The organism is Rhodococcus sp. WB9 (genome assembly GCF_007558985.1).
Classification (GTDB): Bacteria; Actinomycetota; Actinomycetes; order Mycobacteriales; family Mycobacteriaceae; genus Rhodococcus_F; species Rhodococcus_F opacus.
The window spans coordinates 1,183,575-1,205,080 of record NZ_CP041769.1; the positions used below are offsets into that span (position 1 = coordinate 1,183,575).

Sequence of the window (21,506 nt, forward strand, 5' to 3'; positions counted from 1 at the left end):
CACGCACACGTCACACGATGGGGGAGCGATCCGCCCGGCGCGTGTGACGGCGCCCGAGGCGTCACCTCAGAAAGGACGGCCAATGGGAGACTTCCTCGCTCTCGGCATGACCCACTACCCGCTGTTGGCGGGAACCGACGAGCACATGGCAGGTCTGCTTCGATGGACCCTCACCGATCCGGACATCCCGGCGGAGGAGAAGGACCCGGCCCGTTGGCCGGACCGGATGCGCCACGAATGGTCGGACGACGGGGGAGCGGCCGCCGCAGCCGCACATCGCGCGGAACTGGTGGCGAATCTGACTCGGGTGCGTGAAGCGATCGACGAGTTCGCCCCCGACGTCGTCGTGGTGTGGGGCGACGACCAGTACGAGAACTTCCGCGAGGAGGTGGTCCCACCGTTCTGTGTGCTCGCCTACGAAGATCTCGACGTTCCCGCCTTCGAGGTGATGAACGAGCGGGGCAGCCCGAACTTCTGGGGCAAGCCGGATGCCTTCGAGATCGTGATGCACGGTGACGCACTGGGTGCGAAACAACTCACCGACGGCATGATCGAGCGCGGATTCGACATGGCCTACTCGTACAGGAAACGCGCCGGGGCGCATTTTCCGCACGCCATCCTCAATACACAGCTATTCCTCGACTACGAGAACGCCGGCGCGGAGATGTCGTACCCCTTCATCCCGATGACCGTCAATTGCTATGGGCAGCACGCCATCGCGCGAAAGGGCGGATTGGCCAGATTCGCCGATATCGAGTCGGAGGTGCTCGATCCGGCGGGCCCGACGCCGTCGCGGTGTTTTCAAGTGGGTCGCGCGGTCGCGCAGCATTTCCGCGACCGCGACCTCAGGGTGGCGTTCGTGGCCTCCTCCAGCTGGTCCCACGCCTTCCTGGCAGACAAGCTGTGGCACATGCGTCCCGACACCGAGGCCGACATGCGTATCTACAAGGCCCTGCTCGAGGACGACTTCGCATCGATGCGCAAATACACCAGCGCAGAAGTCGTCGACGCCGGCCAGCACGAGATCCTGAACTGGTTCTGCATGCTCGGTGCGGTCGAGGAACTCGGCCTGCGCCGGGAATGGTCGGACCTCGTGGTGACCGACGTCTTCAACTCCAACAAGGCCTTTGCGGTGTATGCGTAGCCGGGTGCGACGGTCGTGGCCGGTGGTTCTCGAACCACCGGCCACTGCTATGTTCCGTGTGGGGGTGGGGGCTCACGCCGCCGAGATGCCACCGTTCACGCTGATCGCCTGTCCGGTGAGCCGACGCGCGGCCGGTGAGGCGAGGAAGACGGCCAGGGCGCCCAGGTCTTCGGATTCGGGAACGCCGAGATGCGCCTGCTGTGCTGCCTTGGCGAACAGTTTTCCGCTGAATCCGTCGGAGGTGATCCGCTCGGTCGACGCGGTCCCGTTGACGAGTGAGGGAGTCAGGACGTTGGCGCGAATTCCGCTTCGCTTGGCTTCGATGGCGAGGGTGCGAGTGAACATGATGATCGCCGCCTTCGCCGCCCCGATCACGGATTCGCCCGGCGTCGCGGTCTTTCCCGCGTCCGAGGCGACGTTGATGATCACGCCACCCCTCCTCGCCGTCATGTGAGGGACGATCTCGCTCGCGAGATACATGCATGGCAACGCGAGTTGGTTGAATGTCCTTGCGATGTCGTCGGTGGGGATGTTCGCGAACAGTTCCGGCCGGACGTCGGCGGCTGTGGTGGATACCAGGATGTCCACGCCGTCCAGAATTCGTTCGGCCTCGGCGGCGATGTGGGCGGCGCCCACCACGGTGGTCGCGTCGGCGGACAGGAAGGTCACCTCGCACGCCGAGTTGACGGTCGAGATGTGCTCCCGGGCAGCCTCTCCGCGTTCCGCTCCTCGTCCGACGATCAGGATGCGCGGTGCCCCTGCCTCGGCCAGTCCCACAGCCGTCGCTAGGCCGATCCCGGCCGTGCCGCCTACGATCAGCGCACTGCTTTCCTTCAGTTCCTTCGGCGGCGCGATGTCTTGCGTACCCATTTGTGTACTCCTGTCAGAGTGTGATGTCAGAGGGAAACTGTGCCGCGGGCGAAGATGTCCTTCGCGATGATCCGCTTCTGGATCTCTGCGGTGCCGTCCGCGACAAGGTAAGCGGTGACGTCGCGGTAGCGCTGCTGGAGCGGTGATTCCGTGGAGTAGCCGAGGTTTCCGTGCACCCGCATGGCGAACTCGATCGCGTTCTTGGCCACGACGGGCGGCCACCACTTGCTCATCGACGCCAGCGCAGTGTGCGGCTGGGCCGTTTCCCGGAGCCACAGCGCCCGGTAGCAGATCCAGCGCGCACCCTCCAGATATGTTGCGTGTTCCGAGAATTGGAATGCGAGTCCCTGGTGCTCGGAGAGCGGCTGCCCGAACGTCTCGCGCTGCTGGGCGTATGCGGCGGCTTCCTCCAGGCTCTGCTTCGCGGCACCGAGGCACATCAGGCCGAGGGCGGCACGGCTGAAGTCGAAGTGGTCCATGACCGAGTGGAATCCCCTGCCGAGTTCACCGACGAGGTGGGATTCGGGAATGAAGGCATCCGACAGATGAATGCTTCCCCAGCCCAGCGGCAGGCAGCCCATGCCGGGCATGTGGCTGACGGTGACGCCTTCCGCGTCGAGCGGCACGACGAAGCAACTGACACCCCGCGCGCGACTCGATCCGGGCTCACGCGCATAGACGAGGGCCGCCGTGGCATTCATCGCCCACGAGATGGCCGTCTTCTCGCCGCTGAGGCGCCACCCGCCTTCGACCGCCGTTGCGGTGGTGGTCAGTGCACTGGCGTCGGACCCCGACCCGGGTTCGGTCAGGGCGATGGCGATGGTCTGCTCACCGCTGATGAGGGGAGGGAGATAGCGCTCCTGAATCTCGTCCCGGCACAGCGCCAGTTGGGAGGCGACAAGCCCGACCTGGACGGGCGCCGATGCCATGTTCACGTCGCCGTAGGCCAGGGTCTCGGTCGCGAGTCCGAGGAGGACGGGGTCTTCGGTGCCGGTGCCGCCGTGCTGTTCGGGCAGGCCGATCCCCAGCAGGCCGAGGTCGCCGAGTCTTTTCAGGATGTCGAATGGGAACTCGGTCGATGCCGCGCGGTCGCGGTAACCCGGGAGGAGGACGCGATCGCTGAACGCTGCGAGCGTCTTTCGGAACTCTTCGTGTTCGTCGGTGAATGCGAATGAAACCATCGGAGTGCGCTCCTGTGCGTTGCTCGGCTGGGGACGGGGAGGAGGTAACGCGGCGTGCGGTGAGATGCCGGACGGTCCGTTCCGTGCCCGTAAGAAGTATTCTAGGTTTGAATAGTAGGTCGCCAAAGCATCTGAGGCAAGAGGTGCCCACCAGGTAGTTTCACTCCGCCACGCAAGCGTGGTTGGTCTCGACCGGTCAGCCGAGAAGAGCGGCTGGACTCAGTTCCCGGTTTCGACGTCGCCGACTGCGCGGCGGACGAGTTGCAGTTGTGCAACCAGGGATTCGAGCGTCTCGGTGTCGACCGACGCCAGGCCGAATCGAACCCCGGCGAGAAGATCGTTCGCTTCCTCGACGACGGCCATGCCTGCCGGCGTCAGTGTGGCGAGAACGGTCCGGCGGTCCGTGGTGTGCGCGCGGCGTTCGACGAGGCCGGCCTTCACGAGTTGATCGATCGCCATCGAGACCGTGGTGGGGTGGACCATGAGGTATTTGCTCAACTTGCCGAGCGTCCGAGTGTGCTCGTCGGACAGCTGTAGGGACGTGAGAATGAGGTAGGCGTTGCGCGACAAACGAAGTGGGCGCAGCTCCCGGTCCATGGCGCGGACGACCCATTGATGGGTGCGCAGCAACGCCATCGTGGTAGCGAACTCCAGTTCGGCGGAATCCCGCGACGCCGCCCATTCGGTGCGCATCCAGTCGACCACATCACCGCGATCGTCGTCGGCGGGCGCCGGCAGTTCACTCGCCACTGCGCGTCCTCTCCTCGTCACCGAACCACGTTGCGATCGATGATAGTCACCGCTCTCAGCCGTGTGACAGGACGACCTTGCCGAACCCGCTTCCCTGCTCGAGATGCTTGTGCGCGGCCGCGGCCTCCGCGAGCGGGAATACGGCACTGATGGGGACCGGAGGGACGTCCTTCGCGTCGAGCAGCGCCAGGAGTCCGGCGAAATCCATTGGGCTGCCCATCGTGGTTCCGATCAGTTCGTACTGGCCGAAGTAGAACGGCCGGACGTCGAGGCTGGCGAGTTCGCTGCGCGACGCCCCCAGCACGACCAGTCGACCACCCGGTCGCAGGGCTGCGATGGACTGTTCCCACGTCCCGACGGAGTCGAGGACGAGATCGAACCCCTGCCCGTCCGGGGAGAGCGCTCGCGCGGCTTCCGGCCACTCGGGGTCGGTGTAGAGCACGCCGTTCGCCGCGCCGAGTTCCTGGGCCTGCGTGATCTTGGACGCCGAGGACGAGGTGACGGTCACGTTCGCGCCCACCGCGGACGCCAGCATCACGGCCATGGTCGCGACGCCACCGCCGGCGCCCAGGACGAGGAGATTCTCACCGGCGCGGAGGCGTCCGCGAGTGAAGAGGGCGCGATAGGTCGTGAGTCCGACCAGGGGCAGGGCGGCCGACTGTTCCCAACTGAGTCCACGAGGCTTCGGGGCGACGCAGTTCTCCGGGACGCGGACCAGTTCGGCGTAGGTGCCGCGCTGGTGGTCGCCGAGGATCTCCCACTGCGCACCGGGGGCCGCCTCGCGGTCGCCCCACCACAGCGACGGGAGGACGAGAACCTCCTCGCCGGTGTCCGTGCGGATACCCGCGCCGTCGGCGCCGAGGACATGGGGCAGTGGGGACGAGTACTTGCCCTGGCGAACGAGAAGGTCGTGCCAATTGAGCGCGGCGGCCTTCAGTCGGACAGTCACCCAGCCCGGGCTTGCAACCGGATCGGGAATCGACTCCAACCTCAAGACGTCCGGCTCACCGAACTCTCGCAAAACCACGGCGTCCACAGAAATCCTTTCGGTCGTACCTTTTGAATGGTAACATTGATTCAGCAAAGAGCACTGCGTCGGCCGGGTGGGCGCATGGTTCCTGGCGCGATCTCCCTAACACGCGCCCTCCCAACGCTATTGGGCAACCCCTTCCATGTATGACGCGCCTTGCCCCAGGCGCGCGAATCGTGTTTAGTGATGGCGGTCACATATACTGGTTGTCGGATGAGGAACGTCTGCCCTGCGACGCAATCCGCGTCGTGAGGCAACTGAACTACGGAGCGTGATGAGTCGGACAGCGCAGTCAGTCGCAGTGCGGGACGAGGGCCTTGTTCAGCACGCGCACGAGTATGTAGAACTGGCAGCGAAGATCCTCGGGCCGGGTTTCCGTGCTTGCAGCTTCGATGATGCCTACGTCGCACTCGCCGCAGCCCGACATCAACTCGGAGACGCGCTGACTGAAGGACGCCTGGCCGAGGCCGACATCGAGGAGGCATGTTTCCTCCTCGTCCGGATCGAAGAACATCAGGAGCGGTGCGCCGAGAGCGCGGCCATCAGCCGTGCCGCCGAGTTGCGTGCCGTCCACGACGCCGCGGCAGGGCTACGGGATCTCGCGTCCGATGACATCGTCCTGGCGGCACCCTTGGCGATCTGTTCTGCGCTCCCGTTCGCGCGCGCCATGATCTCGGCGATCAGTGGATCGCTGTGGCGACCGCAGAGACTTCACGTACAGCCCGAATTCGACGGGTCTCCGATGGATTTCTCGTACTTCGTGGATTCCGCGGAATTTTCGTTGTCGGAGGCACGGCTGGAGACGGAACTCGTTCGCAGGCGAGTGCCAGCCCTCGTCCCGGCGCCGGCAGACGACGACCGGACGTTCAAAGAGATCGTGATCGCATCACGTTGCTCCAGCTATGTCGCCGCACCCATTGTTTCCAAAGGAAGAGTGATAGGTCTCGTACATGCTGATCGTCCTGGCGTGCGGGACTCGCTCGACCCGGACGACCGCGACCGATTGGACGCGTTCGCAACATTCTTCGCCCTCGTGTACGAGCAAGCGGTACTGCGGGAACGAATCTGCGCGCAGAGGACGCGACTCGCGGCCTCCTTCGACGCTACCGACTCCATGCTCGAACGCATGCAGAAGACGGAGCTGGGCCTGCGCCCCCAGCCGGATGTGCGGTCCTCCGTCCCTCGACGCATCGTCGAGGAGACCAGTGCGGTGGAGGTCAACGCGGTCTTGACGTTCCGCGAGCGCGAGATCCTGTCCCACATCGCGACCGGAGCCACCAACAACCAGATTGCGCAGACACTCGTGATTTCCGAGGGAACCGTGAAGTCACACGTCAAGCACATCCTCAAGAAGCTGCGGGTGCCTACGCGAGCCGCGGCGGCGGTGCTCTATTCCCACCAGAACCGACGCTGACGGGCACGCCATCGTGAACAATGGCCAATCACCGGCACAGAACTCGGCACGGTCGCGAGGCGAGGCCGAAGGCCTGAAGACGGCCGCATCGCTTCTCGTCCGCTTGCGGAAGGAATTCGGCTTCGGGCCGGAGGCGCCGACGGAGACACGGCAGGCGTCACCGGGCCTCGTGCTCGCCATGCTGGACGAGGCGACCGAAGCGGGACTCCGCGGGCTGTCGTCGATCTCAGCGGACAAAAAGGTGTCCCTCGGGCGGCTCCTCGTCCAGATTCGAGATGTCCGCCGCCGTCTGCACGCGGCGCCGTCCTCGTCCGGGGTTGTCGGTGCCGCCGACTTCGCAGGTGCCGTTCGACGTCTCCGCGGTGCAGAAACGGTGGCCGGGTTGTCCAGGAGCGTGTGCTCCGAGGCCGCCGCGATGACCGGCCTCGGCCTTGTGCTGCTTTCGGAGGTTCACGACAGCACGTGGACGATCGTGGAGACACAATTCGAGAAGGGCTCCGCGCCGGACGTCAGTGCACTGGCGTCGACAGCGATAGCGCCGGGGTCGCCTGAGGAAGAGGCAGTCCAGAAACGCGCTGCAGTCCTCGTACTGCCGAATCCGCAGCTTTCGACGGGGAACTCCACCGCCTTCGCAGCTGTCCCGCTCTTTGGTGCCGGTGGGTATGTCGTGGCCCCGATTACGGTCTCCACCGGGGTAATCGGCCTGATTCACGCGTGTCGCGCCGACGAGCGAAAGCCGAGTGTCGCCGAGCGAGATCTTCTCGATGCTTTCGCGGGCAGCTTCGGGACACTCTTTGAGCGGGCGCTCGTCTCCGAACGGCTGAGCGAGCAGAAACGGTTGATCGTCGAACGGCTGCACGAGGAAAGTCGTGAGGCGGAGGGACTGTCGAACGCCGAAGTCGCTTTCGGAAAGCCGAGTGGTGCCGGTGCTGCGTCGTTGTCGTCGGTGTCACTTCCTACCGATTGCCGCGCACCGGGTCTCGAGGAACTCACCCGGCGCGAGGGCGAGGTCTTCCAGCTCTTGGCGGCGGGAAAATCCAACACGGAAATTGCGGATGAACTCGTGATCAGTGTCTTCACCGTGAAATCACATGTCAAGAAGATCCTGCGGAAGCTGGGGGCGATGAACCGGTCGGAGGCGATCTACCGGTACCTCGAGATGACCGACTCCGACGCCTCGTCGCGCCGCACCACCTGAGTCAGCCGTTGGTGTCCGGTACGACGACCCGGACACCGTCACACTGCCCGTTGACGATCAATTGGCACGACAGTCGTGAATGTGACTGCACCCCTTCGAGGTATTCGAGCAGATCACGCTCCTCGTCGGTCGCCTCGTCGAACATAGTCGTGGAGTTCTCGTCGAGAATGACGTGACACGTTGCACACGAGCAACTCCCACCGCATTCGGCGATGATCCCCGGGAGGTTGTTGCGGACCGAGCCGTCCATGATGCTCTGGCCGGTCGGGACGTCGATCGTCGACTCACTTCCGTCGGGCAGCAGGTAGGTGATCTTGCTCATTTCGGTTCCTTTCGAGGTCTCTCGTGTGATCCAAGTCTCTCCTGTGCCGGCCGGTGACACGTCACCTCGACGAGAGATCTTCCTACGCCCTTGGGGTGAGATTGTTTCGCCGGGAGCCGGGGGGAACGAAACGGGGGCCGCCGCAACCTCGTTGCGACAGCCCCTGCTCGTGGTAGTGCCGGGTGGCCTTACTCGTTGCCGGTCAATTCGGCCGCCTGCTGGCGAAGCAAGAACTTCTGAATCTTTCCGGTGGCGGTGGTGGGAAGCTGATCGACGACGATCACCTTCTCGGGAATCTTCTGCACCATGGCCTTCCGCTCGTTGCGGAGGAAATCGGCCAGCTCGTCCACGGTCGGCGCGGGACCGTTCACCTCGATGAAGGCACACACCTTCTCGCCGAGGCGGGGATCCGGCATGGACACCGCGGCCGCGCCCGTGATGCGCGGATGTGCCAGAAGGTGTTCTTCCACCTCACGCGCGGAGATATTCATGCCGCCGCGGATGATCAGGTCCTTGATTCGTCCCGTGACTCGCAGATAACCCTCTGCGTCGACCCGCCCCAGATCGCCCGAGGCGAGGAAGCCTCGACTATCGATCGATGCCGCCGTGCGCTCGGAATCGCGCCAGTAGCCGAGGAAGATACCTGGCCCACCGTAGAACATCTGGCCTTCCTCACCGGCCGTCACGACGGCGCCCTCCTCGTCGCGGATCTCGAGCTCGACCCCGTCGAAGGCCCTTCCGTCGGAGGAAAGCACTTTCTCGATAGGGTCGTCGGCGCGCACAGCGGTAACCAGCAGTCCCTCGCTGCTGCCGTACACCGGGAGCAGTGTGCAGGCGGGCAAAGCTTTCTTCCACTCCCTCAGAAGGATTTCCGGGATGGGAGCGCCGGCGCTGACCCACATTCGCATCGTGCTGACGTCGTGGTCGGCGCCGGCATCGAGGGCACCGAGGGCCATCTGGAGGAACGGTGTTGCGGCCATGCTGATCGTCGCCTTGTACTCCGCGATACGTCGGAGCGCCTCGCCCGGTTCCCACACATCGAGGAGATGGATGCCGCTGCCGAGGATCAGCGGTGCCGCAACACCCACGGCGAGTCCGGTCGCATGCGTGACGGGGGAGGGCATGAACATCACATCGTCCGGGTTCAGGCCCATCACGTGCCCGCCGAGTCCGTAGACGGTGAACGAGAGCGTGTTGAAAGTGTGCTGGCAGCCCTTCGGCCGCGACTCGGTTCCCGACGTGTAGATGATGGCGTGGGCCGCATCGGCGGACGGTGGCGGCCCGAGTTCGTCGTCACCGGGGACGTGGTGGCCGGCGGTGAGTGAATCGAACGCGATCTCGTCTGCCCCCGCTGCTCCGCGCACGACGACGACATGCTCGAGTCCGGGCACCTCCGGGCGGACCTCGGCCAGCATGTCGGTGTACCGGAATTTCCGGAATTCCTCTGTGACGAAGGAGATCTTGGCGCCGGAGTGCTCGAGAACGTACCGGACCTCGTCGTGCCGGTACACCGGCATCGTCGGTACCAGTACGGCGCCGATCCTGGCGAGCGCCACGTAGATGACGACGAATTCGTTCCAGTTCGGCAACTGGACCTGGACGCGGTCGCCGCTGTCGACGCCGAGCTTCTTCAGTGCCGCCGCGAGGCGGTACGCCTGCGCCCGCAGCTCGCCTCGGGTGAGTGACCCGTAGCCGTCGGTGACAGCCACGAAGTCCGGATCGATAGTCGCCCAGCGATCCACGTGCTCGGCCAGGCTCTCGTCGCGCCAATAGCCGTTCGATCGGAACGCCTCGAGGGTGCTCGCACTGTAGCGGTCCTCGGGGAGAATGGCTCCCGCGTGTTCCATGACATCCATGCGCGGATCCTTGCTTTCAGGTGCCTCTCCTCGACAGGAGACAGGCCGGAGTGATTGGTCTAACCATAATGTCGACCGGGGTGGGAAAAAGGTATGAAACGGACGTCTTCTCCTCCTCCGGGATGAGGGAAATACCCCGTCGGGATGAGTGCTCCGTGGAGGGTGCGGGTACGGCGCGTGTGCCGCACCCGCACCCGGGTTTCACAGGTAGATCGACTTCTGCACGAGGTAGGCGGAGAGTGCTTCCGGGCCCAGTTCACGGCCGAGGCCGCTTGCTTTGACACCACCGAAGGGTGCCGTGGGATCGGGAAGGTAGCCGTTTATCCCGATCGTTCCCGTCTGGACGCGCCGGGCGACGGCGACCCCGTGGTCGTGATCGGCCGTGAAGACGGTGCCACCGAGCCCGAAGTCGCTGTCGTTCGCGATGCGGACCGCCTCCTCGTCGTCGCGGTACGAGATGATCGAGAGCACCGGGCCGAAGATCTCCTCTTGGGCGATGGTGTAGTTGTTGTCCACGTCAGCGAAGATGGTCGGCTCGACGAACCATCCCTTTTCGAGGTCTGCGGGGCGTCCGCCGCCGACTGTGATGCGGGCGCCGTCGCCCTTGCCCTTCGCGATGTAGGACTCCACGCGGTCGCGTTGCCGGGCGCTCGCCATGGGGCCGATCATCGTGGCGGGGTCGAGGGAACTTCCCACGGTCAGCGACCCGGCCAGAGCGCTGAACGTGTCGACCACTTCCTGGTAACGCGACTGCGGTGCGAGCACGCGGGTGCCGAGGTAGCAGACCTGCCCGTTGTTCAACATGGTCGCGCCGAACAACTGCTCCCCGACGGTGGCGAGATCCAGGTTCGCGTCGTCGAGGATGATGGCCGCCGACTTGCCACCCAGTTCCAGTGTGACCGGCCGGAGCAGGCGACCGCAGGCCTCGGCGATGTTGCGGCCGGCAGCAGACGACCCGGTGAACGCCACCTTGTCGATGCCGGGGTGCGAGACCAGGTACGCGCCCAGTTCGCGGCCGCCGGGAACGATGTTGATCACGCCGGCCGGAAGGTCCGCCTCTTCGATCGCCTCGGCGAGGACGTAGCTGTCGAGCACTGTTTCGGGGGACGGCTTGATGACGATCGTGCACCCGGCAGCGAGGGCCGGCGCATACTTGAATGCGGCGAGCGCCTGCGGGAAGTTCCACGGAACGATAGCGCCGACCACACCGATCGGGGCCTTGGTCACGAGGGTCGACCCGCCCAGCAGGCCCGGACGCGTTTCCTCGAATCCGTCGTTCTCGATCATGCCCGCGTAATAGCGGAGCAGGATCTGAGGGAAGACCGCTTCCAGCTTTTCGGCGACGGCGACGGGCATGCCGTTCTGCGAGCTCACAGCCTGGACCATCTGGGGTGCGCGCTTGTCGAGCGCATCAGCGAGGCGCTTCAGTGCCGCCGCTCGCCGCGACGGCTCCCACTGCGACCAGCCGGTGGGATCGTCGAAGGCCTGGCGCGCCGCATCGACAGCGGCGTCCATATCGGCCTCGGCGCCGTCGGGGGCGTGACCGACCACCTGCTCGTCGTTGGGTGACACGACCGTGATCACGCCACTGGAAGTGGGCGCGTGCCACTCGCCTCCGATGAAGAAGGCGTTGTTGTTCGTCGTCATGACGGGTTCCTCTCGTTGATCTGAGTTGTGTTGCTCTTCTTGCGAGTCGTTGGCTGGGACGGTGGATTACACGGATTCGAGGGGTTCTTCGTACAGCGGGAATTCCTCGGTGTCGTAGGTCCCGAAGCCCTCCTCGAAGCTTTCCTGGATCGCGATCTGGGCGCTCTCGGGCAGGGTGTGCATGATCTCGCGGACGCGTTCCTGGCGGCGGGCGACCGCCTGCCGGAACGGCATGCCCGGGGTGGCCTTCATCTGCGGGACGATGCCCTCGACGTCGTCGACCCCGCCGGCGTGGTGGCCGGCGTCCACCATGGCCTGTTCGGCGGCCATGGTGGCCTCGTCCTTCTCCTCGGACATGCCGATCGGGCCGATCATGGTGCCGTTGAGGAACTGCTTGACCACCGGTTCGTCCGAGGTGAGCAGCACCTCGCGGGGTCCGAACATCACCAGTTTCCGGCGGAAGAGCATGCCGATGTTGTCCGGGACCGTGCGGGCGAGGTTGATGTTGTGCGAGACGATCAGGATCGTCGCGTCGATTTCGGCGTTGATGTCGATCAGCGTCTGGGAGATGTAGGTGGTGCGGACGGGATCCAGACCGGAGTCGGGTTCGTCGACGAGGATGATCTGCGGGTCCAGCACCAGGGCCCGGGCCAGACCCGCGCGCTTGCGCATGCCGCCGGAGATCTCGCCGGGCAGCTTGTCCTCGGCCCCGAGCAGACCGACGAGCTCCATCTTCTCCATCACGATCTTGCGGATCTCGGACTCGGACTTCTTCGTGTGTTCGCGTAGCGGAAACGCCACGTTGTCGAACAGGTTCATCGACCCGAACAACGCGCCGTCCTGGAACAGCACCCCGAACAGCTTCCGGATCTCGTACAGCTCCTTGGACGAGCACTCGAGAATGTTGGTGCCGTCGATCACGATCGACCCCTGCTCCGGGCGGAGCAGACCGATCAGCGACTTCAGGAACACCGACTTACCCGTACCCGACGGCCCGAGCAACGCACTGACCTCACCGGCGGGAAGGGTCAATGAGACGTCCTGCCAAATCTTCTGCGAGCCGAACGACTTGGTCAGTCCCTCGACGGATACCTCGACACCCACGACTACCTCCTACTATTGCGAAAACATCGGCTGATCCCCATGTTTCGGGGAACTCGTCAGACCGGGGTCATTTCCGTCATGACCCACGCGCCCTCCTGTTCGGTCATGCCGACTCGGACGCGGCTTCCGTCCAATTTCGGGGCGGCGCTGTCGGTGCTGGTAGTCGACTGGTTGACGAAGAACAGCAGCGTCACTGCGTTTTCCGACGCGGAGACGACAGAGGATTCGACGACGGTCGCCGACGTCACGACCTGGCGTTGTTTCGCCGACGGGATGATGACCTCTTTGCCGACGCTGTCGAACTGGCCGCGCAGGTCGCCGCCGAGGCCGGGAAGGATGTCGGCGAAGTGGGCGTCGATGGTGTTGAAGTCGTACGAGAGTACGTCGGCGACCAGTTGGGTGGCGCGGTCGCGCGCCTGTCCCTGCGCGGTGTCGACCTGGTGGTGGTCGTGCACCTGGAGTGTGATGGCGACGGCCGCCGCGACGAGCCCGCCGGCGAGGAGCACGGCGAGGTATCGGGTGGCCCGCCGCCGCGCGAAGGACCAGGATGCGACCGCTTCGGGTATCCGGGCGAGGGTGTTTCTCATGCTACGAACTCCACATCTGAGACGAGCCAGTTGCCGTCCACCGAATCGAGGGAAACCTTCATGCGATAGACGCGGATCTCGCCGTCGGGTGCCTCGGTGTTCTTCACTGTGGAGGTCACGGCGGCGAGGACTACTGCGTGGTCGTCGTCGGACGTGACCAGGCCGGCTTCCTTCACTTCGCCGGTCGACTCCACCTGGCCCTGGTTCAGCACGTCACCGAAGCTGCCGGACGCACTGGTGAACTGGTCCCGGAACGGCCCGGTGGTGCCGTCGGCGACGCGCTGGATGTCCTCGTCCACACTTTGATGCCTCAGCGTGACCAGATTGACGACCACTTGGCGGGCCGTCTCCAGTATCTGTTCGTCTCGTGACTGTGCTGCTTGCTCCGCTCGCAGGTTCGTCCACGAGACGCCGCCGACGACAAGGGCGGCGAGGGCGACGAGTGCGATTGCCGCCATCGTCGCGATGAACCCTCGGGTACTTTTACGCACCTCGGAGTCGGCTGTCGCGGCCGCGGCATCGTTTCCGGCGTGATCGAGGTCCGGTTCGACCTCTACCGGAGCAGTAGTGCCTGCCATGTCAATTCCTCCTCTTGCTGTGGTGCTGAAACGCTGGCGATCGAGTACAGATCGCCGTTCGGTGCCCGGAAGTTCCCGGTGATCGGGTCATACGGGACGCTGGTGGTGCCGTCGGGAACAATCGCCTGCGGGGGCGTCCATGAAGCCGGTGCGACGGTCAGAGGTTCGGGAATTTCGGGAGTCGGCAGGCTCGCGATCGGTCCCGTGTTCGGTGCGCCGGTGTCGGTTGACGGGGGCGCATACGGTTGGCCGGGCCGGGCCAGCATTTCCGGCCAGGTGGACGGCAGGCCGCCGGGGCAATTCGCGATCTCGGCGGTCCGCACCGCGGGATTCGTCGCGCAGGGGATGTTCCGTACCCCTCGTGCGACCCGCGGATCTGCCTGCGGGAGCTTGCAGTAGGAATTTTCCGGCGCCGGAGCCGAGCTGACGTCGCTGGGGTCGCGGCGCTGCGTTTCCTGGTAGCCCTCGGTGCAGGGGAGCGGGTTCGCGGAGTTGCCGAGTTTGACGTCCAGGGCGCCCTGGCCGTACACCCGGTCGTCGGTTTGGACTCCGCGGTGCATGTAGTTGATCGACGCGGACACCGCCGGGTAGATCACCAGGATCTGCTGTATCCCGGGAATGTTGACCCGTGCCACCTCACCCACGGTCTGGAGATTCGCCAGTAGCAGCGGAACGGTGGGGCGGACGTCGTCGAAGGTGCCGCTGACCGTGTCGAAGAACTGGGAGCCGTTGTCGAGGACGCCGCGAACCTGAGCGTCGCTCATCACCAGTTGCTCGGAAAACGACGACAGGTTGCGGGAGAAGCTCGCGATGTCGGCGCGGGAGTCGGCAGCGGCGTCGAGGACCGGCTCGGCGTCATCGAGCAGGGTCCGCGTGGAGCCGATCTTCGCCTGCGCGAGTTCGATCAGGGGGCGGGACGAGTCGATGAGCCGCGACAGGGCCGGTCCCGCACCGTTGAACGCGGTGTAGGCCTCGTCGACGGTGACTCGGAGGTCGTCCTTGGGCAGCTCCGAGAGGAGCATGTTCACCTTGTCGACGACCTCGGAGGCGGGTACCGGGATCTCGGTGTGCTGCTCGGTGATCACGTCACCGTCCGCGAGGAAGGGTCCTTCGGAGGACGCCGGAACGATGTCCAGATACTGCTCGCCGATGGCCGAGACGCTGCGGACGAATGCCTGGCTGTTCGCCGGAACAGCGAAGTCCGAATCGAGCAACAGTTCCGCGGACGCCCGATCAGGGCGAACGTCGATCGACTTCACGACGCCGACGTCGACGCCGCGGTACGTCACCAGGGAGTTCACATAGAGTCCTCCGGCGCGGTCGAACTCCGCCGTGATCGTGTACATGCCGATCCCCGTGACGCGCTCGAGCCCGAGGTAGTTGACCGCGGCGTTGCCGACGGCGAGAACTGCCACCACACTGAAGACGATGAGCTGGAAGCGAACGAGTTTCGATCTCATCAGCGCGGTGCTCCGTTCTGCGGTGCGGACGATGCGGGCCCGCCGGATGTCGTTGCACCGGTGGGTGCCAACAGCGGATTCACTGCTTGGCGAGCCGGGTTCAGTCCCGCCAACTCGTCGAGAGGAATGCTGCCGAGAACCTTTCCGCCAACCGTCTCGGCGCTGACGTCGAGGGTGAGGAAGAGATTCATGTAGTCACCCTTGATGGCGCGCTGAGTAGTGGTCACCGGGAACGGTATGGTTCCAGCGATCTTCAATGCTTCTGGCAGGTGATCACCGGCCGCGGCGAGCTGTGAGAGCACCGGCTGCAGCGACCGCAGATTCGCGTCGAGATCGTCGCGGCTGCTCTCGAGTACCTTCGTGGCGACCTCCCCGAACCGTCCGACGTCGTTCAGCATCGTGGTGAGTTGCTTCTGCTGCTCGTCGAGGATCGCCATCGCCGGCTGGATCGAGGTGATCCCTCGGTCGATCGTCTGATTCTGGCTGGCGAGTTCCGCGCCGAGGCGGTCGAGCCCGTCGATCGCGCGGACGATGTCGTCGCGCTGTTGGTCGACTCCGCCGACGAACTCTTCGAGGTTGCCGAAGAGGCTGCGGAGTGATTCCTCGCGGCCGCCCAGAACGCGGTTGAGTTCGGACGTCACGGTGCGGATCTGTTGCAAACCACTGCCGTTGAGCACGAGGGCCAGCGCCGAGAGCACCTCTTCGGTCGACGGGTACTGACTGGTGCGGTCGAGGGGGATCACGTCGCCGTCGGCGAGTGCGCCGACTGCCTCGACACCGGGTGGCACCGTCAGCTCGAGGTACTGGGAGCCGAGCACGCTGGTTTGCGCGAGTTTGGCGCTGACGTTCGCCGGGATCTCGGCGTCGGGATCGATTTCGAGTGTCAGTTCGGCGCCCCAGTTGTCACCGGCGATGTGGCTGATGTTCCCCACGATGACGTTGTTGGCCTTCACCGGCGAGTTGCCCACCAGGTTCTGGATGTCCGCCAGCTCGACCGTCACCTCGTGTGCGTCACCTCCGACCGCGTTGCCGGGCAGTCCGATCGAATTGATTCCGTCGAATCGGCACCCGGCCGCCGCGGCCACGACTCCGACGAGCATGGTCGCGGTGAGCGCCGACCTGCGCAATGTGGTTGTCATCGTGGTCCCTCCGGAAGAATGAGGTTCTGCAGACTCTGGGTGATGGAGGCGACGGGATCACTCGGGCCGGGGGATCCCGGCGCGCCTGCCGGCGGAGTCGGATTGGCGACGGGTGCTGACGTTGCCTGTTGCACGGCGGCATTGGCCAGCGGCGCGGCAAAAGCACCTGCAGCCGTAGCACATTCATTCGCGGGTGCGTCGACCGTGGTCAAGAGCGCGCAGATGAGCGAGCGTGGGTCCGGCATCTCGGGCACGGCGAGGGCGCCCGTCAGGGAGTTGGCGTCGGCATCGTAGATGTTGTAAAAGTCCGACAGCGCCGTCGGTCCGGCGTGCAGGATCGACATCAGGGTGTCCTGCCGATCGACGAGCAACCGGGTGATGGTTTCGAGCTGCCCGGTATTCTCGACCAGTGCCCCACGGTTGTCCTCGACGAACTTCGTTACTTCCTGGAACGTGGTCAGCATGCTGCTGAGCAGTGCGTCGAGCTCGGTCCGGTTGGCGTTGAGCAGCCCCGACACGTTCGCCAGTTCACCACTGAACGCCCGAATCTGCTGGTCGCTGACGGCGAGGGCGGAAGTGAACTTCTGCAGGTTCTCGACGGTGCCGAACAGATCCTCGCCGCTCGCATTCAGTGTGGTGGCGGCGTCGGAGAGGTGGGTGAGGGAATCGTGCAGTGCGGTACCCGTTCCATCCAGGGTGTGGGCGGTGCTGCTCACGAAGCGATTGAGTGAACCGTCCGGGTGCTCCGGGGTGCGGCCCGCATCCTCGCTGAGCTTGACCACCTGCTTCTTGATCTCGTCGAACTCCACCGGGACGGCGGTCCGATCGAGGGGAATCTCGTCGCCGTCCGACAGGGTCGGTCCACCCGAGTACGCCGGTGCCAGCTGGATGTAGCGGCCGGTCACCAGGGTGGGCGCGACCACCGCGGCCTTCGCGTCGGCGGGGACGTCGTACTCGTTGTCGTAATCGAATTCCACCCGAACCCGTTCGCCGTCCGGTTCGATCGTCGTGATGCGGCCGACCTCGACGCCGAGAATCATCACGCGGTCTCCGACGTACATGCCGGTGGTGTTCCGGAAGTAGGCCGTGACGTGGTTGACGGAGTGGTTTTCGATCCAGGCGGCGGTCAGCAACCCGACGAGGGCGACCGCGATCACCACGGCGAGCAGTCTTGCAGGCAGTGCCCGTGTCATCTCACGTACCGATGCCATCAGCGCGGCCCCCCGAAGCTTCCGGGAAGCTGCCCGGAGAGATTGGCCGGGACGATGTTGTGCAGCAGCACCCCGAAGAACGGTCCGCTGCCCACCGCCTCACCGACCTGCCTCGCGAACCGTTCGAGGCCGGTGAGCGACGCGTTGATGTTGTCGTAATTGCTGTTCAATGTGGCCACCAGAGTCTTCATCTGATCGAGAGTGGGTCCGAGTGTTGCCGAGTTGTCGCGGGACAGCCCGGTGAGGGCATCGGCCACCTGACGGGACTGCACGAGGACGTGATGGATGGTGTCTGCCCGGTTGTTCAGCGCGGCGAAGAGCGACTGGCCTTGGCCGAACAGTGCGGAGACCTGGCCGTCCCGATCCGCGAGGATCTTGGACACGTCGGCCGCACCCGCGAGCAACCGACGCAGTTCCTCGTCCCGGCTCGATACCGTCTCGGACAGGCGGGACAGGCCGTCGAGAGAGGACTGCAGATCCGGCGGAAGCTCGTCTTCGACCGAGGAGACCTGCTCGAGTGCGCCGGACAGGTTGACGGTGTCGGTCTCGGACACCTTGTCGGTGACTTCCTCGAGCGCTCGGGTGATGTCATATCCGGAGCTGGTCTGCGCCAGGGGGATGGTCGAGTCTTCGGCGAGTTCGCCGTGACGCCCCGGTGTGATCTCCACGTACCGCCGACCGAGAGCAGTTTCGACCTTGATCGCTGCCGTCGTGTCGTCACCGAGCCCGACCGCACCACTGTCGACATCGAACTCGACGTCGACCTTTCCGTCACTGATCGAAAGCTTCTTCACCTCACCGACTTTCACGCCGGCGATTTGCGTGGTGTCACCGACGGCGAGGCCACTGGCATCGGCGAACTCGGCATGGTAGGTAGTGGCCCCGCTGATACCGGGGATGGACTTGAAGTTGAGCGCAAGGAAGAGGACCCCGATCAGGACGGCTGTTCCAATCAGTCCCATGCGGAACGCATCCCGCTCGAGGAAGGACTTCTGAGCCATCACTGGCACCTTTCTGCGGGGGCCTTGAACATCGGTGTGACGCCGCCGGGGCCCGGCCCGGACGCGTACTTGATCGCGAGACCGCAGACGAAGAAGTTCACGAAACTGCCGTAGCCCGCGACGCGGCTGATGAGGCGGTAGTTCTCGGGCAATGTGGAGAGCACCATGTTCAGGGTGTCGGTGTTGGCGTTGAGGTTGCCCGCGAGATCACCCAACGCGACCACGTCCTGCGCGATCGCCGGCCGGTTCTGGTCGAGCACACTCGCGAGACTGTCGGTGACGTGGTCGATGTTCACCAGGGAGTTGGTGATCAGATCACGGTCACCGTCGAGGCCCGCGACCAGCCGCTGAAGCTGATCGATGAGCGTCGAAAACTGGTCACCGCGATTGTTCACGGTCCCGACGACGGTGTTGAAGTTGCTCACCACCTGACCGATCGCCTGGTCCCGGTCCGCCAGCGTGTTGCTCGAGGACCCGATCTGACTCACCAGACGCCCGATGCTCGCCTCCTGGCCGTTGAGTACCTCGATCAGGGAGGCGGACAGTTGATTGGTCTGATCGGGGTCGAGCCCCTGCAGGAGAGGCCGGAACCCGTTGACCACCTGGTCGAGGTCGAGTGCGGGGGTGGTCTGCTGGAGTGGAATCGGGCCGTCGAGCGCACCGATGGCACCCGGTCCGTTCGACAACTCCACGTAACGGTCACCGATCAGGTTCTTGTACTTGATCCGTGCCGTGGTCCCCTCCGTCAGAGGGCGCTCGGTGGACAGGGAGAACGACACCACCGCGGTGCCGTCCGCGGCCAACTCGACCCCTTTCACCTTGCCCATCGGCACACCGCCGACCTTGACGTCCTCGCCGTTGCCCAGGCCGGACGCGTTCGCGAAGACGGCCTGGTAGGTGTTCGTGCTGCCGAAGCGCATGTTGCCCACCACCGTCGCCACACCGAAGCCGGTCAACGAGGTGACCAGGACGAAGATCAGCAATTTGATTCCGGGTGCCTTCGTCATCAACGCCCACCTCCGAACATGAACTGTGCAAACGGGTTACCGATCAGATCCTCGACCCCACGGGCCGGTGCGTAGGCATGGCTGCCGTCGTCGAAATCGGTGTGTCCCGGTGCCTGCGCGGGGTCGTAACACCGCGGTGCGCCGTCCGCACCGTTCTTCGGCGCGTTCTCCGGGTACGTGTACGGCGGATCACCCATCAACAGGGTGCCGAGGATGTTCAACCCGGCCTGATCACTGCCGCCGACGGTGCGCTCGAGATATTTGTTGGTCTGGTCCATGCTCGCAAGGAAGCACGGGTACATCGGCGCATTCTGCGCGAGCAGTGTGGTCGTCGGCTCCAGCGCATCCAACGACTTCTCCCACGGGTCACCGGAGGCCTCGAAGAAACTCCGTCCGCTGTTGCCGAAGCCGCTGAAGCTGAGCAGGAATGCGCTCAACTGCTGCTCGCGATCGGTCACCGCGTCGCCGGTGGTGCTGACGTGGTCGACGGTCCGAAGGAGGTCCGGAGCGGCGTCGGCGAGGACGTCGGAGACCTCCGCACCCTTGACCAGATCGCGCTGCAACGTGGGAAGGCTGCCGTTGAACTCGGACAGGTACGCGTCGAGCTCGACCATCATGTCGCCGAGTTGGTCGCCGCGGCCCTGCAGCGACGTGGACAACGCACTCAACGTCGCGTTGACCTTCTGCGGCTCCACAGTGCGCAGCACCGTCACCAGCGAGTCGAGGAGGTCGTTCACCTCCGTGGCCACACCGGTGGCCCGAACCACCGAACCCGCCGACACAGTGGTCGCCGAGGGATGCTCCGGCTGCACGAGGGTGACGAACTTGCGGCCGAACAACGTGGTCGGATCGATCACAGCCGTGATGTTCTCCGGGATCGCCGACGTCCGGCTCTCGTCGATGTCCATCGTGATCTCAGCCTGGTCGTCCACCAACTGCACCTTCGAGACCCGGCCGACGACGACATCTCTCATCTTGATATCGGATCCGGGTTCGAGCATGAGACCAGACCGCGCCGAATACAACGTCACCGGGACGGTCGAGGCGAACGATCCGCGATAGATGCCGACGGATACCGCCGTCGCGATCGCGAACAGCGTCACCAGACACATACCCAGGAGCACGTACACCAGGCGGCTTCGCTCTTCGATATGGCCACCCATGTCAGCCCGCCACTTTCACGGCGCCGGCGGAGCCACCGTAGACGGCGATTCCGATGAGCAGGTCGATGACCATGATCGCGATCAAGGAGGTGCGCACGGCCCGCCCGACCGCGACGCCGACGCCCGCCGGCCCGCCCTTCGCGTTGTAACCGTGGTAGCAGTGCACACACATCACCACCACCGACATCGCGAGGACCTTCACCATCGACCACGCGACGTCGCTGGGCACGAGGAATACGTTGAAGTAGTGCTGGTACGTTCCGCTCGCCTCGCCGAGATATTCGGTGACGAGCTGGGTGGCGACGTATCCGACGAACAACGCCACCGCGTACAGCGGAATCACCGCGATGATCCCGGCCATCACCCGGGTCGTCACCAGGTAGGGGAGCGACGGAATCGACATGGTCTCCATGGCATCGATCTCCTCGCTCACGCGCATCGCGCCGAGTTGCGCGGTGAAACCCGCACCGACCGTTGCCGTCAGCGCAATACCCGCGATGACCGGAATGGCCTCCCGGGTATTGAAGAACGCCGAGATGAATCCGGACAGCGCGCCGATCCCGATGCGCCCCATCGAGGTAGCGCCCTGCTGGCCCACTTCGTAGCCGACCGCGGTGGTGAGCAGGGAGATGACGACGAGAGTTCCCCCGATGACCGCGAGGGCGCCGGTCCCCATGCTGACCTCGGCGAGAAGCCGGAGCGTCTCCTTCCGGTACCGCCGGAAAGTGCGCGGAATCGCGGTGACGGCATGGCTGTAGAAGTGGAGCTGTCGCCCCATCTCCTCCAAGTGGCCGATCGGTGCATCGACCACGCGGAGCGCGACCGTGGCAACCCTGGGTCTCGC

At 64.9% G+C, this 21,506-nt stretch carries 21 protein-coding genes; 3 read left to right on the forward strand and 18 right to left on the reverse strand.

The genetic code is table 11. The features are described from left to right. Positions 1-82: 82 nt before the first annotated feature. Entirely contained in the window at positions 83-1,144 is a 1,062-nt protein-coding gene (locus tag FND50_RS05710) for an extradiol ring-cleavage dioxygenase (RefSeq protein WP_144285067.1), read from the forward strand. 72 nt (positions 1,145-1,216) lie between these two features. Here the strand turns inward: FND50_RS05710 and FND50_RS05715 are convergent, their stop codons facing one another. The 5 genes from FND50_RS05715 to FND50_RS36670 all read right to left on the reverse strand — a co-directional run bounded on the left by FND50_RS05715 (position 1,217) and on the right by FND50_RS36670 (position 5,549). Then, positions 1,217-2,014: an SDR family NAD(P)-dependent oxidoreductase gene (locus FND50_RS05715; RefSeq protein WP_144285068.1), complete on the reverse strand. Its 798-nt coding sequence runs from the start codon at positions 2,012-2,014 to the stop codon at positions 1,217-1,219. Between the two features lie 26 nt (positions 2,015-2,040). Then, on the reverse strand, positions 2,041-3,195 hold the full coding sequence (locus FND50_RS05720; protein ID WP_144285069.1) for an acyl-CoA dehydrogenase family protein: 1,155 nt from the start codon (positions 3,193-3,195) through the stop codon (positions 2,041-2,043). Positions 3,196-3,414: 219 nt separating this feature from the next. Beyond that, positions 3,415-3,945, reverse strand: coding sequence for a MarR family winged helix-turn-helix transcriptional regulator (locus FND50_RS05725; RefSeq protein WP_144285070.1), 531 nt, complete (start codon positions 3,943-3,945; stop codon positions 3,415-3,417). A 55-nt stretch (positions 3,946-4,000) separates the two neighbouring features. After that, the gene (locus tag FND50_RS05730) at positions 4,001-4,981 is read right to left on the reverse strand and encodes a zinc-binding dehydrogenase (protein ID WP_144285071.1); all 981 of its coding nucleotides are present in this window, start codon (positions 4,979-4,981) and stop codon (positions 4,001-4,003) included. Positions 4,982-5,267: 286 nt separating this feature from the next. Then, positions 5,268-5,549: a hypothetical protein gene (locus tag FND50_RS36670; protein WP_260850920.1), complete on the reverse strand. Its 282-nt coding sequence runs from the start codon at positions 5,547-5,549 to the stop codon at positions 5,268-5,270. A 93-nt stretch (positions 5,550-5,642) separates the two neighbouring features. Between FND50_RS36670 and FND50_RS37735 the strand changes: the two genes are divergently transcribed. Further along, positions 5,643-6,389 (forward strand): response regulator transcription factor, encoded by a 747-nt coding sequence (locus tag FND50_RS37735; RefSeq protein WP_397494139.1) that lies wholly within the window; start codon positions 5,643-5,645, stop codon positions 6,387-6,389. A 13-nt stretch (positions 6,390-6,402) separates the two neighbouring features. Further along, positions 6,403-7,587, forward strand: a complete 1,185-nt coding sequence (locus tag FND50_RS37555) for a response regulator transcription factor (RefSeq protein WP_144285073.1) — start codon at positions 6,403-6,405, stop codon at positions 7,585-7,587. Position 7,588: 1 nt separating this feature from the next. Here FND50_RS37555 and FND50_RS05745 read toward each other — a convergent pair whose 3' ends face one another. The 13 genes from FND50_RS05745 to FND50_RS05805 all read right to left on the reverse strand — a co-directional run bounded on the left by FND50_RS05745 (position 7,589) and on the right by FND50_RS05805 (position 21,440). After that, a complete protein-coding gene (locus FND50_RS05745; protein WP_144285074.1) occupies positions 7,589-7,909 on the reverse strand; it encodes a 2Fe-2S iron-sulfur cluster-binding protein in 321 nt (106 codons plus the stop codon). Between the two features lie 188 nt (positions 7,910-8,097). Beyond that, the gene (locus FND50_RS05750) at positions 8,098-9,765 is read right to left on the reverse strand and encodes an AMP-binding protein (RefSeq protein WP_144285075.1); all 1,668 of its coding nucleotides are present in this window, start codon (positions 9,763-9,765) and stop codon (positions 8,098-8,100) included. A gap of 201 nt (positions 9,766-9,966) precedes the next feature. After that, complete coding sequence (locus FND50_RS05755; RefSeq protein ID WP_144285076.1) at positions 9,967-11,412, reverse strand: aldehyde dehydrogenase; 1,446 nt, start codon at positions 11,410-11,412, stop codon at positions 9,967-9,969. 66 nt (positions 11,413-11,478) lie between these two features. Next, positions 11,479-12,516 carry an ABC transporter ATP-binding protein gene (locus FND50_RS05760; protein WP_144285077.1) on the reverse strand — a complete coding sequence of 346 codons (1,038 nt, stop codon included), beginning with the start codon at positions 12,514-12,516 and terminating at the stop codon, positions 11,479-11,481. Positions 12,517-12,572: 56 nt separating this feature from the next. Next, positions 12,573-13,103: a hypothetical protein gene (locus FND50_RS05765; protein ID WP_144285078.1), complete on the reverse strand. Its 531-nt coding sequence runs from the start codon at positions 13,101-13,103 to the stop codon at positions 12,573-12,575. Continuing rightward, the gene (locus FND50_RS05770; protein ID WP_144285079.1) at positions 13,100-13,681 is read right to left on the reverse strand and encodes a hypothetical protein; all 582 of its coding nucleotides are present in this window, start codon (positions 13,679-13,681) and stop codon (positions 13,100-13,102) included. The genes FND50_RS05765 and FND50_RS05770 overlap by 4 nt, the downstream gene beginning before the upstream one ends. Beyond that, positions 13,657-15,141, reverse strand: coding sequence for an MCE family protein (locus FND50_RS05775; RefSeq protein WP_144285080.1), 1,485 nt, complete (start codon positions 15,139-15,141; stop codon positions 13,657-13,659). Before FND50_RS05775 ends, FND50_RS05770 begins: the two co-directional genes overlap by 25 nt. After that, positions 15,141-16,280 (reverse strand): MCE family protein, encoded by a 1,140-nt coding sequence (locus FND50_RS05780; protein ID WP_144285081.1) that lies wholly within the window; start codon positions 16,278-16,280, stop codon positions 15,141-15,143. Before FND50_RS05780 ends, FND50_RS05775 begins: the two co-directional genes overlap by 1 nt. Then, entirely contained in the window at positions 16,277-17,491 is a 1,215-nt protein-coding gene (locus FND50_RS05785; RefSeq protein WP_144285082.1) for an MCE family protein, read from the reverse strand. Before FND50_RS05785 ends, FND50_RS05780 begins: the two co-directional genes overlap by 4 nt. Continuing rightward, positions 17,491-18,492, reverse strand: coding sequence for an MCE family protein (locus FND50_RS05790; RefSeq protein WP_144285083.1), 1,002 nt, complete (start codon positions 18,490-18,492; stop codon positions 17,491-17,493). Before FND50_RS05790 ends, FND50_RS05785 begins: the two co-directional genes overlap by 1 nt. After that, complete coding sequence (locus FND50_RS05795) at positions 18,492-19,499, reverse strand: MCE family protein (protein WP_144285084.1); 1,008 nt, start codon at positions 19,497-19,499, stop codon at positions 18,492-18,494. Before FND50_RS05795 ends, FND50_RS05790 begins: the two co-directional genes overlap by 1 nt. Continuing rightward, on the reverse strand, positions 19,499-20,662 hold the full coding sequence (locus FND50_RS05800; protein WP_144285085.1) for an MCE family protein: 1,164 nt from the start codon (positions 20,660-20,662) through the stop codon (positions 19,499-19,501). Before FND50_RS05800 ends, FND50_RS05795 begins: the two co-directional genes overlap by 1 nt. Before the next feature lies 1 nt (position 20,663). Continuing rightward, positions 20,664-21,440 (reverse strand): ABC transporter permease, encoded by a 777-nt coding sequence (locus tag FND50_RS05805; RefSeq protein WP_037231384.1) that lies wholly within the window; start codon positions 21,438-21,440, stop codon positions 20,664-20,666. Between the last annotated feature and the right edge of the window lie 66 nt (positions 21,441-21,506).